Raw genomic sequence first — 15,168 nt, 5'->3', positions numbered from 1 at the left:
TTATTCTTTAACTCACATAAGTATATAAGCCTTATACACTTATTTAAATATCTGGTACTTCAATCCGAAATCTATTAGAAAAGCTCTCCTGTCTTCTCTGATAGGAGAGTTTTTTAATTTAAACTTTATTTTAAAATGCTAACTCTGCTTATTCTAAATGATATTATTAATAAATACCTTTAGAGCCGTTACATAATGCCTCATTTCATCCCCTACAGTAATTCTAAGATTACAGTTATCAAGAGCCGAATAAGTTGGTCTTTTCACTTTACTCTTATATTCCTCAGATGTACATGGTATAACCTTACAATTAATTTTACTAAACTCCACTATCTTACAAGCAAAATCATACCAAGAACATTCACCATGGCCTGCACAATTATAGATTCCATACTCTTCAGTAACTACAAGCTTTAAAATATGGTGTATTATATCCTGCACATTGGTTGGGTTACCTCTTTGGTCTTTTACTACTTTTATTTCATCGTTATTCTTAGCTAAATTCAGTATTGTATATACAAAATTTTTGCCATTATACCCATACACCCAAGCGGGCCTTATTATGAAATACTTAGTACATATTTCTTTTACAAAATCATCACCCAATTTTTTACTTTTACCATATTCACTCTTTGGTAAAGCGGTATCGTACTCCTTAAAGGGTCTACTTCCTTCCCCGCTGAAAACATAGTCAGTGGATATATGTACTAACTTAGCAGAAATCCTCTCACAGGCCATGGCTAAATTTCTTGGACCTAAAGCATTGACTTCAAAAGCTTGATCAAAATTATCCTCTGCACCATCAACATTTGTAAAGGCTGCAGCGTTTATAACAACATCTGGATTTATTGACGCTACTTTATCTATTACCTGATTAATATTTCTTATGTCTAACTCTCTGGAACTGAAGCCAAACACCTCCGCTTTTTTAAGTTCAGAAGGTATACTCCCTAGTTCCGTCTCTCCTTTCTCTAATACTTTTAATAATTCTGAGCCTACTTGTCCACCAGCTCCAGTAACTAATATTTTCATTATTTTCTTCTCCTTTAATACTGTAAAATCAATCTTTTATTTTCCAGCGCTAAATTTCAAAGCTTGTCTCTTATTTCTTTTAAAACCTTAGTTTCTCTTGGCACCCATGGATTTATATCCAAACTCTTTTCCAAAAGCTCTTCATTTGTTGCTATAGCATAGTTGATATCAACAAATTCTGGTCTAAAGTCTAGTTCCGCTTCATATGCATCCAGCCTCTGCCCCAGCTTTTTATCCTCTGTTTCACAAAGATAATAATATGATGTCATTTGAAAAATACAACTTTTATCATATATATCATAATTTCTTTCTGTAATAACTCCAATTTTATCTTTAACATATGAGATTTCATAACCAGTTTCTTCCAATACTTCTCTAATTAATGTTTCCTCATGGCTCTCTCCTTTATTAGCTCCACCTCCAGGAAATTTATAATCACCTTTATTATTGTTAACTAATAAAATTTTCTGCTTATCCATTACAACAGCTCGTATGGCTTCTCTTTGGATTATCTTAAACTTTTCTACTTCTATTTTACTAAGACCTAATTCAAAATCAAAAATCATTGACTTTCTTCCTTTCATGTTTAAGCTTGACTACTATTAATATTCAACAACACTATCTTCATTAGTGCTTTTTAGTAAATCCCAAAAGCCAAAATCACTTAGCATATTTATTACTAATTATCATTTCAGAAATCCTGTTTATCAAGACTAATACAGTACTTATAAAGCCTACTTTTTCACCATCTAATATGTCAAATAGAGATAATAAGCCTAGTATTATAAACAACATTCCTGAGAATATATCTGAAATAGTTTGCATATAAATATATTTAGCGTCTTTATCCTCATCCTTATTAGATCTATAAATCTTAAAATTATTATGGTTAAGAGAGATAAATATAATAAATAAACCAAGACCTATTATTATTAAACTAATTATATTTTTAAACATGTTTTAACTCACTTTATCATTTTTTATTAATATCATGTTTCAATTTTTCAACAATTCCTATCACAACTTCCAAAATTCCTACTGTTAACACTGATAAAATTGAGGTAGCTAGCAATACTATATTTGCTATATCATTAGAAACTAATTCACCCACAACTAAGTTTATAATATACTCCAATAAAACTCCTAATAAAGGACTTGCTAGAATAATTACAACGCCTAGGTTTATCCTAAAGTATCCATTAAGTTTAATATCTTCTTTATTTCTTGTATCTTTATTCATTTCTTCCCATCCCCATACATATTATTATAACATTAATATACTTTAATAACTTATTATTACAACACTTTTAATATTATTGTAATCATCTTTCCTTGAAAAGCATTTATAATAAAAAATATAATGTATACGTTGTAATTTATTTAACGTGACATAAGTTATAACTTTTAACATCAAATATAAATTTCTACTAAGAAGGATTTAAAAAATAAGATTAGGGGTGACGCTATGGTGAAACTAAAAAAAATCTCAATATTTATTTTATCTTTCATATGCTTCTTAATAGCTATAAATGAAATTTCTTTTTTCATCGATAAATCAGAAATACAGAAGGGAAATAACCCTGTGTTTATACTTAAGAAAGATATCTATAAGGACGGCGGTACTACAGTTTATTATGGTTTAGGTTACCAAATAATATCTTGGAATCAATATAGTAAGCAGAGCATCAACGGTATAGAAAAAGATGGGACCTTGAAAGGAATAGAAACTCATAGATTTCCGTTTTACAACAATGTAATACATGGTGGTAAACCTTCAATACAACTAGAATTTGCAGAGGGAACTTTTTAAAAAATCCCTCTGCTTATTATGGTTAAAGCCTGTCTTACAGCCCAACCATGATACTCTAATAGAAGCAATTTTATACACTCTTCTGGATCTAGCCAAACTAATTCATGATCTTCTTCAATTTTCTTATTAGTTAAATTCAGCAAATCTATTATATAGAAATGACCTATTCCTCTAAGATATTTTTTTGTTCTAGTTTGATGATAAAGAATAGCTTCTCCAATATAACCTTTTATATCTACCTCATAACCGGTTTCTTCAAGCAATTCTCTCTTAAGGCACTGCTCATAATCTTCATTCATCTCCAAACCTCCACCAGGAAGGAAGTATTTATCTATCTTTTTTATCGTACCAACTTTGCCTTCTTTATTCAAAGCTATACCATATACACCAATTCTATCCTTATATTGTATTCCAGCAATTTTCTCTCCAAATACCTTCTTTTCCATCTCAATATCTTCATTCTTCATATAATTAACCTCTTTCTATATTATGCGGTTCAAACTTCAACTAACAATATAAATTAAATCTTATAAACTACTATCTTAATATAAATTCATGTCTATGCTTGCTCTTCGTTATTCTCCTCTAAAATCACCGCTTGTGCTACTATGACATCAGTACCATTAAAAGTACAAGAAGGTGAGCCGTACAACTTATATCCCTCATTGAGTAATTCGGTAATCCTTCTACAAAAATTCGAATCATCTTTGCCAGTAATAAGTCTATATCTAAGTTTATTTTCCATTAAAATCCCCTCCATAATTGCTACCTTTTATATAATTATATACTATATTTCCTTTAAAATTAATACAAATATAAATAGTAGATTTTGAATCTAAACATACTATTTTCTTAAATAATAAATTAAAATAAAAAAGGTATATAGGAAAAAATTGCTGTAGGAAAAGAATCTACAGCAATCTAAGCCTTACATTTATTAGGCTTTACATATTGATCATTTTTGTACACTCAGCTGCGCATTCACTGCATACATGAGCACATACCTGACAATGTTCATCCTTAAACTCTCTACATTCATTTTGACATTCTTGGCAAACTGATGCACAAAGCTGACAAATTTCCTTTGAAAATCCGCTTCCTCTTGCCATAAGACAGGCTGCTGTGGAACAAATTTCAGCACAATCTTGAAGAGTTTTAATACATGTTCCCCTAGCTTCTACATCTGCTTCTTGAAGACACATGCTAAAGCATTCTTGACAAATTTGCGAGCACTTTACACATAAATCTATGCATTTCTGAGTAGGATTTCCTCCTTGAATAAGAGATATTACTGGTACTTCTACTGTTGCTGACATGTTTGTATCCTCCTTTGTAGATATATTAAAAGTGTTAGTCTAATGTTTTACAAGCAAAACTTTATGTTAAGACCATGATACAAAATTAAATTTCCCTTTAGCTATTTTAAATATTCTAAGAAAAATGTAAATAAAATCGCTTATTTGAGTCTTCTAATCATATTTGCCTACAACTTTATCTGCAATATAATTTTATTAAGAATTAACAAATCAAAACCCTAACCATGTTGAATTAACAACTTCAACATAATTAGGGCTTCAGAAAAATACTTACACAAATTATTTTACCTGAGCCTTAAGTTTATCATAAATACTGTTTGTTTTAATTGTATCGCTTTCATTATATATTATATAAGAGTCTTTAAGTTTTATAAGTATATACGGAGACTTTTTCTTATATATATACAACTTTCCTGTACCGTAAGAATTTACATTAAACTCCCCTCTTGCATAGCTTGAAGTTAATGCACCATCTATTTTACTTTCTATAGGAACATCATCTATAAGTTCTACATCCTTTATGTCATTGGATTTGAAAACAGTACTGTAAGCAAGATCGCTTACCTCTATTTTATCTCCCTCTATATTAATCGATGGAGTATAAAAATCTGTTATTAGAAAAAATAAAGATAATCCGCCAACAGATAGTATTGCTAATGCTAAGGATGTTAATCCTATGGCTCTACCTGCTTTATTTCCTAAGTTGAGTGTCTTTCCATTACCCACTCTCTTTGGTACTATAATGCTATCATCACTTGGATTGTAATAATCTAACCCATTTGGCCACAAATCATCTTCATCATAGGAAAAATTTTTCACTTTACCCTTCCCATTTCTTTCTTCAATACTATCTAAATTATTAAAGGTTTTATCAAGCTCCCAATTATTATTGTGCTTCAAAGCCTTCAGCTTTTTATTTGCAGAATATATAACTCTTCTTGATGCAACTAAAATAAATGCTATCCAGATAAAGAAGTATGTAATTATAAGCGAAGGATATCCCTGAAAATCTATCTTAAACAATAGTTCAGGAACAAATAGTAAGGTTGAAACTACCGCTAGAGAATTTATATTTTTGTTATATAAAAATTCTATCTGCTGTACGCTATTATAATTTATCTTATCCTTTGGTAATGTTACACCAAGAACACTATTATTACAGGGATCTAACGCTGCTTTTAAAGATGCTAAAATCGATATTAAAAACGCTAATTGAACCAATAGAAACACTATAAATACTATATTACTCATAACTTCATCTCCCCAAACTTAGCTTTATTTAAATTTAGCCTTTTTCAGGTTTTTATAAAAACACTAATTTATATGTAAGAATTATATATATTGATATATAATCACTCTGTAGCCTATTAAATCTTAATCTAACATTTAATCCTAATATCTTATTTACCTAGGCTATGCTTAATAATATTGTTAAAATTAAATTGTTATGCAAATATATCACTATGTATATTAATATTTACCAATATAACTAAAATTATTAACTTTTTTAGATTTTAAGTGATAGTATTTTATATAGAAGAGCCCTTATTTATAAGATTACCCTTGTCATCATAATAATCATAGGTTGCTATTACATCTCCTATTGAAAGTGAATTCTCAACGATACAGTATCCTATTACATTTCTGTTTCCTTCAAGCTTCACTTTATAAGGCTTATAATCTATTTTAATCACAACTGTAGTAATTCTCGGATTGTCTATCTTTCCGTAATATATAAGATACTTTTTTTTATTTTCTTCAACAACTTCAACCTTTTCACTTCCAAAATAGCTGTCTGCAGCTCTAATTCTGTATCTGTTAAATATTTTAAAGTCCATTTTTAGCAAAAATAATCTATTATCCAGCTCAGTTAACACATATCTTTTATTGCCTAACTCTATGGAACTTAGAATTTCTACCTCGCTATCCTCAGAACTTTTATTTATATAATTTCTTATCCCTCTTTTAGCCGAAGTATTATTTGACATATTAACCGTAATGGAAAAATAATAAATTACTACAAGAACAATTGCTATAGGTAAAAAGAATAAGTGTTTTTTCTTTGGTCTTCCCATTTTCACTCCTTGTAAATACTTTGCGGTAGTAAAATAATATTACAAAATATACTAGTTATTTATTATATTCAATAATCATTTAAATATGTGTTTAAAGCTGTACAACTTCAATCCTTAGACTCATAAAATGTCGCTGAAGTGACCTTTTTTTTCGCATCTGACTTTTCTGAACATATGTGATTAAATTCTGGCAGGCGACATAATTTTATTTACTGCTCCCCTAAATAGCTTCTCCAGATCCTTGATAGCGCTAGGTTTCGCTAGTTTTTTGTATAAATGGTATTAACAGTAAAAAAGAGCATGTGTTCATATTAAAATGTTATCTATATCAAGTAACATTTTATATAAGCACCTGCTCTTTTTTTATATTAGGCTATGTTTAATAATATTGTTGGAATTAAGTGGTTATGAAGGAGATGCTATATGAGCGAGCAACTAGAATTAAATGATTTTTTCAGATGGAATGGCTTTAAAAATCACTAATACGTTCTCCATTAGTGATTTTTTGCGCATCTGCCTTTTCTGAACGTATGTGAAGAAATTCTGGCAGGCGACATATTCTCTCTTTTTACTCTTTATTTTAATAGCATTCTTAATATACTTAATATTAAGATACATAGGATTTATAAAGAGTGAATGGTTAAATAAAGAGTAAAACTGTATGTTCGAACGTAGTGAGTTTACAGTTTTAGCCATGGAATATGACAAAATCATATTAATTCTTTGCGTAAGCTCATCTAAGCATCGGATGACTGACCACTTAATTTCAACACGCTACTTTAACAGAGCTTTATATTAAATTTTATTTTTACTCATTTCCTTAGCTGCTTCTATTAGCTTGTTGTATAGATAAACATCATTTTCAGAAAAATACTGTACTGTGAATTTATCTACAGGAAACCACTCTACTCCACTGTTTTCATCTTCTTTTATAACTAGATTCTCCTTCTCATCTGCAATAAGTATATAAGCAACTGAAAGATGAAGATGTCCACTAACATATTTGCCTTTCTTTACATGTCCGTATACAGGCAATATATCTAGTGAAGCAATTTCTTTTGATAGAGCAAAAACGCTACTTATCCCGGTCTCTTCTTTTGCTTCTTTTATTGCAACATGAAGTAAATCGCCATCCCCATCAGCATGTCCCCCAGTCCAAGCCCATGCATTTCTTATATTATGGTGAATCATTAGAACTTTGCTTAATTCTCTATTCATTATAAAACCAGAACTTGTAATATGCGCAAACTCATTATCCCTAAGCAATATATTATCAGGAAATTGATTTATATAATCAATTATTACCTTCTTATCTTGTATCTCTTGCTCATTTTTAGGAACATATGAAAAAATATCTTCTTTAAAGTTCATATTATCTATCTCCTTAAGCTTTACTAAAGCAACAAACTATACACATTCACTTTTCTATAATTAAATTTATATATTTCCAAGACTTTTAATCATCATTATCTTTTGTGATTATTACATCTTAACCAATTGATGTACCACTCCTTAATAAAACTTATATTCTCAAACTCTCCTCTCAAAAACCATAGGAGTTTTTAAAATATATTTCTTATAAAATTGATACACCTTTAAAATTATTTATCTTAACCGACTATCATAATTTATACAAGAATTATACCCTTTTAATATTGCAAATTCAATATTCTACAAATTACATGCTTTTACGTCTACTTAAATTAATCTCAGACTTTTGAGCTATTTGCAGCTTACTTATAATATACAGGTCATATTCTTTCAGCGATAGATACATATTTTGTATATGATGGTATAATTATAGAGTGATTTTATATTACCATAATTTATCTTTATGATAAAATCTATATTTAATGAGGTGAGTTAAATGAAGAAACAGCTTATCTTAATGTTAGACATGGAAGGTGCTTCAGGAATTTTTGAAGAAAACCGTTTAGCCATGCTCCACGGTAGTGATGAATGGAGAAGTTATGGCAGAGAATGTCTAACTTCCGATACTCTAGCAGTATGCGAGGCTGCTAATGAATTTGGTATTGATGAGATATTAATATATGACGGCCATTTTGCAGGTAATCCAGAACACAACATATTAATCGATAAGTTACCAGCAAATGCAAAATTATTTGATACTCCTGATAGATGCTTTTATTGGAGAAGAATAAGAGGTCAAGCTATCTGGGAGCCTTTTGGTGTTATTACTATAGGCCAACATTCTAGATATGGTGAAAAGAACGCTTTCTTTCCACATACCATTCAAAGCCCACCAATAAAAGAAATCCTATTAAATGGTATGCATATTGCTGAGATAGGATTTTCAGTATTAAACTTCTATGATACAAAATATCTGGCTAATATAGGCTGTAAAGCTTCCATGCAGGAAGCCAAAGAGCTTTCCAAAAATGTTGCAACAATAGTGGTTAAGGATAAAGAAAGCAATTACAAACCTACTTATAAAGAAACCTACGAAATTATTAAAACTAGAGTTTTAGAAGCATTAAAAAATAGAGACAATATAGAAAATACAAAATTAGAGCCTCCTTTTAATTTCTCTATGTCTCTACTAGATGGCTTTCATTATAAAACACCTGATAATTTCAGTTGGAAAGGAAGCTTTAGCAAAACTACAGCTACTTGGGAAGCACCCTCCATAGAAATTGGTCTAGAGATATTTGACTTCGTTAGAGAGTACATAGAATCAGATATTTAAATACTTTAGCACCTATTGGTATGTATTAATAAAATGTTGCTAGGACTTCCCCTTAAAAACTCCAGTTTTTACTCAACAACATTTATTTAATACATTACCATATACATCAAATATATTAAGTACGCCTGATTTACCAAGCTTAAGTTATACATACTATAGGGAACCTTTATTAAAACTTAATTTATACTTGTTATAAAATCCCGGCTTCTGGGGATTTTATGGCATGTATAAATTAATAGTTGAAGTTGGTTCCCTATAATAATCTGCTATAAACCTTTTATATTACTGGGCTCCGCTATAAAAAACTACATCTTTTTATAATTAATAATTCTGACAGGAGCCATATTTCTATCTTTTATTTACGCAATTGGGCGTATCCCATCCTGCACATTGACCAGCTTAAGGTGGATTTGACTATGCAATCTCTTAGGTCCCACAAGTTGTCCACTATTCTTATCTCTACATTTCTTTTGATGAGTTCATCAAATAAGTTGGTTATTACAAGCTTTTGTATAGGAACTTGAACTGTCTCGCTTACATAATAACCAGCGGTTTCATCCTGAAGATAAAAATTTGTATCTTCAAATTCATAAAGATATAAAGTAGTATTTTTCATTACTTCAAACCACTTATGTTCTATAGCAAGTACATGGCTGCAAGACTTTGAAGAAAAGTATCTTTCAACATCTTCAGCACTAGAATCTTCAGTCTTATAATATGTAACTCTAGGACAGTTTCTAGGAGTTAAGAAATTAGGTAAACACTGTTCTGTTATAGCCCACACTAGGCCCTTGGTATTATCTAAGTCAGTTCTACTTGGAATTCGTGGATTAAAAACTTCAATGTCACTCTCTTCACTTACATGAAATAACCTCATAATATGATCTCCTCCAATAGTAATTGCATTAACTTTTACACTTTATTTTTAAAAACTCTTCAACAGCTTCTTTTTCCTCTTCATTACAGTAGAAACTTGCTCTATTTTCCAATTCCACCCCTAACCCTTTTTTTGTTATATCAAACTCTACCAAGCAATTATCACCGATTTTGTATTTTCTAATATTTTCCCAACGGTGATAAACGCCCCAGTTGATGATCCCATTCTCTACAATACAATTTTCGCTAGCAAAATGAAATGCCTGATTTGCAACAAGCATAAGCATCAAAATACATAATGGTAAGTTGCTAATATCTTTAGAAAAAATTACAATCAGTAGTTCAATGAAAAAAAGGATTATAAAAAATAGTAACATAGCTTTAAGTCCTTTTTTCGTCTTCGCTACTAACTTAAATTTACTTTCACCAATATCTTTTCTTATCATAATTGTACTTATTATATCCCACATAAGGCAGACGAAAGCTATACTTGAGAATATCAATGCTAGTATTTTAAAGATGTTACTTTGCCCTTTTGTTTCTAATTTACTTATTACTATTCCTGGAATTATACCAGCTAGAAAAATTAAACTTAATAAAATTAATAATCGCTTCTTCCATTTACTCATTTTTCTCTCCTATACTCTATTTATCAATTAGTTTCTAAAGCCATTGCTCGCCATAAAAGCAACCTTTTTGTAATAAAAATATTTTTAAAATTAGTTTTTTTGATAAACTTTATATATTCATCAATAAAAACGCTAAAGAACATTTGTCTTATCAAGCTTAAAAGTCAGTCCATGATAAGTTTGTCCATCAAAGCTAATAGAATTCTCTTCTTTTTCAGCCAGTTGAAAACCTAATTTCTCAGCTAATTTTATCATTCTATGGTTGCCTGACCAGGTTTCTGTATATATATGCTCAATATCCTCTGTTTCGAACTTATATGTTATGAATAATAACAGAGCTGCCTTCCCTAATTTTTCTCCTCTGTATCTTTCACTAGGTATATCAATGCCTACTGCAAGTTTTGAAGTATCGCCATTTATATAGTATGAAGATACCCAACCTATGTGTATTCCGTCAAGCTTACATATCTCAAATCTTCTACGGCTTTTAGGAGGTTCAACCTCTAGTCTTAATTTCAGTTTTTCCCTTAGATCCTCTACATCAACTTTTTCTTTTTTCTCCCAGGGAGCATCCCAATTCTGCCACTCCGTTTCAATAGTGTTCCAGGTAATATAATCATCTATATCCCCTTCATTCATATCTCTTAGACAAATCTTATCATTATATAATTCTAAACTAGAACTTCTTTCTATACTCATAAAAATTACCCTCTACATATAATAATAACCTTTATAAACCCTACTATTTATTAATTAGCTATGCTTTAATTTCATCATAAGATGCTCATTTACATCTCTTTTATAGAAACCAGGTATTTCTCCAACCTCTCTTTATCCAATACTTTTATAAAGTTTCTTCGCTCTTTAATTAAATCTTCTACCATAAGCTAAGGTCTATAAACCTGTCCATAATTCAGTTCATGAGAATACTTTTCAAAATTAGGTACCTTTGCTTCTTTGGCATCTCTAACTGCCTTTTCAACATCATAAGGAACTCTTACTAATGTAAATGAAATTGGAGCTTCAGTTCTTTCATCAAGCTTTCCTTCTAGTATGGCATATGAAGCTTGTGACACTTGTAGTGGAACTCCCACGCTTCCAACATTAATCAAGGTCTTTTGATTAAAATTTTGTATATATGCAACATGTATGTCCCCGTATATTAAAACATCACATTCTTTGGCTCCATTCTTTGGTGGATTAAAAAGCACTGATTTTTCCTCAACAGTACAGTTTGATCTAATTCTTAGAAACACATCATTAGGCGCTGCATGACACATCCTTACTAACTTGCCGCTTATATAGAACTCTATGTATAAAGGTAAGTTCTTTAAAAAATCTATTTGCTCCTCATCCAGTCTAATGTTATTCCACTTCATAGTTTCTCCATCAGCTACTTCTGCAACCAAGTAATCCCAATTACCTTTCACAACAGTTTCACAAGTATTTCTAATAATATCAACTACTTCCTTGGGGTTTGCTCCTTTTCCCACCAAATCGCCTAAACAAATGATTCTTTTTATACCTCTTTCTTTTATATCTGCTAGTACAGCTTCTAATGCCGGCATATTACTATGTATATCTGATATTATTGCTATTCTATCCATAATTTTTCACCTCTTAAATTTAAAGTAGCATCTGACTACACATATACTGTGGTTTACTATTAATATTAAAGAACTTATTTTTATTAAAACCTTATAATTTAACATCAAATTTTATAAATAATAACCAAATTATTATAGTAAAACAGCTCACATTACTACAATATATATTTTTTTACAATAAAATGCAACACTAATGATTAAGAAATAATTGGTACATCTTAAGTTTTCACCAATTATTATTTTATGTTAAATATATATTTTTTTATTTACAAAGAAGGATTTTAAAGTTACATATAGAATATATATATTGTGCTAATATTCCAGATAGTTACAGGGGGTGATTAAAAGTTTACAACTTATAGCCACTTGTCATAACATTAACTTTAAACTAGAATTACAATTCCTTTTAAGCTACTTCAGCTTAGGATAAGAAACAACAGATATTCAAGGAATAATTGCATACGTTTACTTCAACTGTATAAAGACCAACTAAAATTTCGTATTATAGTTTATCAGATGTACAATTTATGTACTTTATTTTCAAGTTTCTATCTCCCCCCAGAAATAGTTTTGAAGATAATCCTTAATTAAATTGTACATCTTCATCTCCAATAACCAAATTTATAAATAGACAAAATATAATAAAGACATAAGCCTCTAATTTTCAGTTGCTTATGTCTTTATTATATTTAAGCTTTTAACTTCTTAACAATAAAACATCTTTTCTTACATGTAGAATCTATCTTCTTCTAAAATCTCGCTTTATTATACAAAACTAGAAATAAATTATTAAAAAACTTCAAAATAGGAAATTTTAAAGTTACAATAATACTATAGAAAACTACACAGTACTCTATAGGAGGATTTATCTTGAAAAGTAAAGAAATCATTGATGACATAATAGGAAAGATAATATCTGGGGATATACCTGCTAATTCTAAAATGCCCTCTGAAACTCAGCTTTCAATCAAATACGATTGCAATAGGCATACTATAAGAAAGGTTGTAGAGCATTTGATAGAAAGAAATTATCTACTAAAAAGTTATAGTGGCATTACTTATGTTATGGATATAACTGAGTATGACAATTATAATTTCTTCATTGGCTCACTATCTGACAGACATAAGGAAAATGAAATAAAAACAATAGTCCACAAATTCGAACTACTAAATCCATCAGAATCAATTTGTGATCATCTTAATATCGACAGTGAGTCAAAGACATGGCATATAATCAGAATCCGCTATGTAAACTCTACTCTAGATCATATTGAGGAAATATATATGCCTTATTCTATTTTTTCAAACCTAACCATAAAAGACTGTGAATCCAGCCTACTAAATTATATAGAATCTCAATATGATTTTAAGATTAGCCACGGAATTAGAAATATAAGTGCTATTACATTAGGCGATGAAGAAAGCAGACTACTAGATCTCCCTTCTAATACCATGGTTATGCAGATTACCAATACTGGATATTTGACAAATGGACGAGTATATGAATATTCCTTATCAAAGACAAGAGAAAATAAACTTACATATTATTGTAGAAGATAATTTTAATAATAGACTAAGGTCCTATATCATAGTTAAAAACTATAGATATTACAAATAAAAAAACCATGCATAAACATTTTCTCAATGCAATCCTGTTGAACTAGAATGCATTTTAAAATTATATATTATGCATGGCTTTATTCATATTTAATTGATAGCCAATACCTTAGTTGCAGAAGCTTTTATTAAAAATAATGCTATTGCTATAAACAGTAATACAATTAAAAGCTATTAACATAAATGCTTAATTTAGAGAAAATATATTGGGTTATATTATAAACCTAATATTTTGTTATACTGTTCATCATTTTCCTGCAAACATACCTGCTCCATTATCTCCTCTGTAAGGAAGAGCATCCTTTACTGAGATGTTATATATCATAATTTTATATTGCTCTTTTTTAGGAATAGGATTTTTGAAAGTCAATGTAAATTGTGAGTTAGCTCTATTAGTTGCTTGTATTTTCACGAAATTATCACTAAGAGTATTTTGCTCACTTATTGTTTCATTCTTTCCGATGGTAGCAATTCCTCTAGGACTATCATTCTTCAAGTCTTGTACGCAGTAATTAGCAGGATTTTCTCCTAACTTTTTATCTACCGCCCTATCAAAAGTTATCTTAATTTTGTTTGAAGCAACCTGCTCTGATTTTAATAATATTGGTATAGGGTATTTATCTGCATAGTTTCTTCGTACTGGAGATAATGTAAGGTTATCTTCTGATTGCCAATCAATAGCCTCACATTGAATAGGCCCTACACTCAATATTAATGTTAGTAAAATTAAAAAGCAGTTTATTATTCTTTTCATATTTCCCTCCATAATATATCCAATTTAGGTATTATGGAGTTATATTTCCCATATAAATGAAAAATATTACAAAAATTTTATTTCTTATAAATATTCGTACCCGTTGACTACAACATCCAGTTTTCCAGTCTCAGGATCTATTATTAGTCCATGGACTTTTATATCTTTAGGTATAAGTGGATGTCTCTTTATGATATCTACGCTTTCTCTAACTGATTCCTCTACAGAATTAAATCCACGAAGCCACCTTTTTACATCTATTCCTGAATTACTTAAAGTATCTATTACATCTTCCGAAATTCCTCTTTCCATAGCCTTTTCTAAGGTTTTGTCTACATTTAAGTTGCTCATGCCACAGCCATGATGTCCTATTACTAAGACTTCATCTGTTTGAAATTCGTATACAGCAACCACAATACTTCTTATAATACTTCCAAAGGGATGCATTATCGAAGCACCAGCATTCTTTATAAGTTTAACATCGCCGTTCTTTAGATTTAAAGCTTTTGGTAAAAGTTCAGTAAGTCTAGTATCCATGCAGGATAATATAACTAACTTTTTATTAGGATTTTTTGTTGCTCTATATTTTTCATACTCTTTATTTTCAACAAAAGCCTTATTAAATTCTAATATTTCTTCTAACTTACTCAAAATCAACCCTCCAAGTATCTATAATATTTTAGTCAATTATACCATAATCGGTTTGTTGATTCTAATATGATAAATTTTAAGTGTGTAACTTTAA

At 29.8% G+C, this 15,168-nt stretch carries 20 protein-coding genes; 4 read left to right on the top strand and 16 right to left on the bottom strand.

Features of this window, described 5'->3' with window-relative positions; translation table 11 throughout:
- Positions 1–153 precede the first annotated feature (153 nt).
- From rfbD to C1I91_RS13400, 4 genes are all read right to left on the bottom strand, one after another.
- Complete coding sequence (rfbD, locus tag C1I91_RS13415) at positions 154–1,032, bottom strand: dTDP-4-dehydrorhamnose reductase (protein ID WP_128213342.1); 879 nt, start codon at positions 1,030–1,032, stop codon at positions 154–156.
- A 56-nt stretch (positions 1,033–1,088) separates the two neighbouring features.
- Entirely contained in the window at positions 1,089–1,616 is a 528-nt protein-coding gene (locus C1I91_RS13410) for an NUDIX hydrolase (RefSeq protein ID WP_238475998.1), read from the bottom strand.
- A 76-nt stretch (positions 1,617–1,692) separates the two neighbouring features.
- Positions 1,693–1,989, bottom strand: coding sequence for a hypothetical protein (locus tag C1I91_RS13405; protein WP_128213341.1), 297 nt, complete (start codon positions 1,987–1,989; stop codon positions 1,693–1,695).
- Positions 1,990–2,005: 16 nt separating this feature from the next.
- On the bottom strand, positions 2,006–2,272 hold the full coding sequence (locus C1I91_RS13400) for a hypothetical protein (RefSeq protein WP_128213340.1): 267 nt from the start codon (positions 2,270–2,272) through the stop codon (positions 2,006–2,008).
- A gap of 225 nt (positions 2,273–2,497) precedes the next feature.
- Between C1I91_RS13400 and C1I91_RS13395 the strand changes: the two genes are divergently transcribed.
- The gene (locus tag C1I91_RS13395) at positions 2,498–2,842 is read left to right on the top strand and encodes a hypothetical protein (RefSeq protein ID WP_128213339.1); all 345 of its coding nucleotides are present in this window, start codon (positions 2,498–2,500) and stop codon (positions 2,840–2,842) included.
- Here the strand turns inward: C1I91_RS13395 and C1I91_RS13390 are convergent.
- The 5 genes from C1I91_RS13390 to C1I91_RS13370 form a co-directional block, all read right to left on the bottom strand.
- Positions 2,839–3,309 (bottom strand): NUDIX domain-containing protein, encoded by a 471-nt coding sequence (locus C1I91_RS13390; protein ID WP_128213338.1) that lies wholly within the window; start codon positions 3,307–3,309, stop codon positions 2,839–2,841. The genes C1I91_RS13395 and C1I91_RS13390 overlap by 4 nt on opposite strands.
- Before the next feature lie 92 nt (positions 3,310–3,401).
- Positions 3,402–3,587: a DUF1737 domain-containing protein gene (locus C1I91_RS13385; protein WP_128213337.1), complete on the bottom strand. Its 186-nt coding sequence runs from the start codon at positions 3,585–3,587 to the stop codon at positions 3,402–3,404.
- Positions 3,588–3,786: 199 nt separating this feature from the next.
- A complete protein-coding gene (locus C1I91_RS13380) occupies positions 3,787–4,158 on the bottom strand; it encodes a four-helix bundle copper-binding protein (RefSeq protein ID WP_128213336.1) in 372 nt (123 codons plus the stop codon).
- A gap of 279 nt (positions 4,159–4,437) precedes the next feature.
- Positions 4,438–5,409, bottom strand: coding sequence for a DUF5808 domain-containing protein (locus tag C1I91_RS13375; protein ID WP_128213335.1), 972 nt, complete (start codon positions 5,407–5,409; stop codon positions 4,438–4,440).
- A gap of 278 nt (positions 5,410–5,687) precedes the next feature.
- Positions 5,688–6,233, bottom strand: a complete 546-nt coding sequence (locus C1I91_RS13370; RefSeq protein WP_128213334.1) for a hypothetical protein — start codon at positions 6,231–6,233, stop codon at positions 5,688–5,690.
- Positions 6,234–6,894: 661 nt separating this feature from the next.
- Between C1I91_RS13370 and C1I91_RS28190 the strand changes: the two genes are divergently transcribed.
- A complete protein-coding gene (locus tag C1I91_RS28190; RefSeq protein WP_164880531.1) occupies positions 6,895–7,032 on the top strand; it encodes a hypothetical protein in 138 nt (45 codons plus the stop codon).
- Here C1I91_RS28190 and C1I91_RS13365 read toward each other — a convergent pair.
- On the bottom strand, positions 7,029–7,604 hold the full coding sequence (locus C1I91_RS13365) for an NUDIX hydrolase (protein WP_128213333.1): 576 nt from the start codon (positions 7,602–7,604) through the stop codon (positions 7,029–7,031). The genes C1I91_RS28190 and C1I91_RS13365 overlap by 4 nt on opposite strands.
- A 496-nt stretch (positions 7,605–8,100) precedes the next feature.
- On the opposite strand from C1I91_RS13365, the gene C1I91_RS13360 reads away from it, so the two are divergent.
- A complete protein-coding gene (locus C1I91_RS13360; protein ID WP_128213332.1) occupies positions 8,101–8,940 on the top strand; it encodes a M55 family metallopeptidase in 840 nt (279 codons plus the stop codon).
- A 355-nt stretch (positions 8,941–9,295) separates the two neighbouring features.
- Here the strand turns inward: C1I91_RS13360 and C1I91_RS13355 are convergent, their stop codons facing one another.
- From C1I91_RS13355 to C1I91_RS13340, 4 genes are all read right to left on the bottom strand, one after another.
- Positions 9,296–9,817 (bottom strand): DUF6886 family protein, encoded by a 522-nt coding sequence (locus C1I91_RS13355; protein ID WP_128213331.1) that lies wholly within the window; start codon positions 9,815–9,817, stop codon positions 9,296–9,298.
- A 28-nt stretch (positions 9,818–9,845) separates the two neighbouring features.
- Positions 9,846–10,445 carry a DUF986 family protein gene (locus C1I91_RS13350; RefSeq protein ID WP_128213330.1) on the bottom strand — a complete coding sequence of 200 codons (600 nt, stop codon included), beginning with the start codon at positions 10,443–10,445 and terminating at the stop codon, positions 9,846–9,848.
- A gap of 132 nt (positions 10,446–10,577) precedes the next feature.
- A complete protein-coding gene (locus tag C1I91_RS13345) occupies positions 10,578–11,144 on the bottom strand; it encodes a GNAT family N-acetyltransferase (RefSeq protein WP_128213329.1) in 567 nt (188 codons plus the stop codon).
- A gap of 188 nt (positions 11,145–11,332) precedes the next feature.
- Positions 11,333–12,052 (bottom strand): metallophosphoesterase family protein, encoded by a 720-nt coding sequence (locus tag C1I91_RS13340; RefSeq protein WP_128213328.1) that lies wholly within the window; start codon positions 12,050–12,052, stop codon positions 11,333–11,335.
- Between the two features lie 870 nt (positions 12,053–12,922).
- On the opposite strand from C1I91_RS13340, the gene C1I91_RS13335 reads away from it, so the two are divergent.
- Positions 12,923–13,612, top strand: coding sequence for a GntR family transcriptional regulator (locus C1I91_RS13335; protein WP_128213327.1), 690 nt, complete (start codon positions 12,923–12,925; stop codon positions 13,610–13,612).
- 304 nt (positions 13,613–13,916) lie between these two features.
- Here the strand turns inward: C1I91_RS13335 and C1I91_RS13330 are convergent, their stop codons facing one another.
- Both C1I91_RS13330 and C1I91_RS13325 read right to left on the bottom strand, forming a co-directional pair.
- The gene (locus tag C1I91_RS13330) at positions 13,917–14,423 is read right to left on the bottom strand and encodes a hypothetical protein (protein ID WP_128213326.1); all 507 of its coding nucleotides are present in this window, start codon (positions 14,421–14,423) and stop codon (positions 13,917–13,919) included.
- Positions 14,424–14,507: 84 nt separating this feature from the next.
- A complete protein-coding gene (locus C1I91_RS13325; protein ID WP_128213325.1) occupies positions 14,508–15,074 on the bottom strand; it encodes a beta-class carbonic anhydrase in 567 nt (188 codons plus the stop codon).
- Positions 15,075–15,168: the final 94 nt, after the last annotated feature.

The organism is Clostridium manihotivorum (genome assembly GCF_004015185.1).
In the GTDB taxonomy this organism is placed as follows: Bacteria; Bacillota; Clostridia; order Clostridiales; family Clostridiaceae; genus Clostridium_AR; species Clostridium_AR manihotivorum.
Note: the sequence above shows the minus strand (reverse complement) of the source record. Positions and strands in the feature narration are given on the sequence as shown.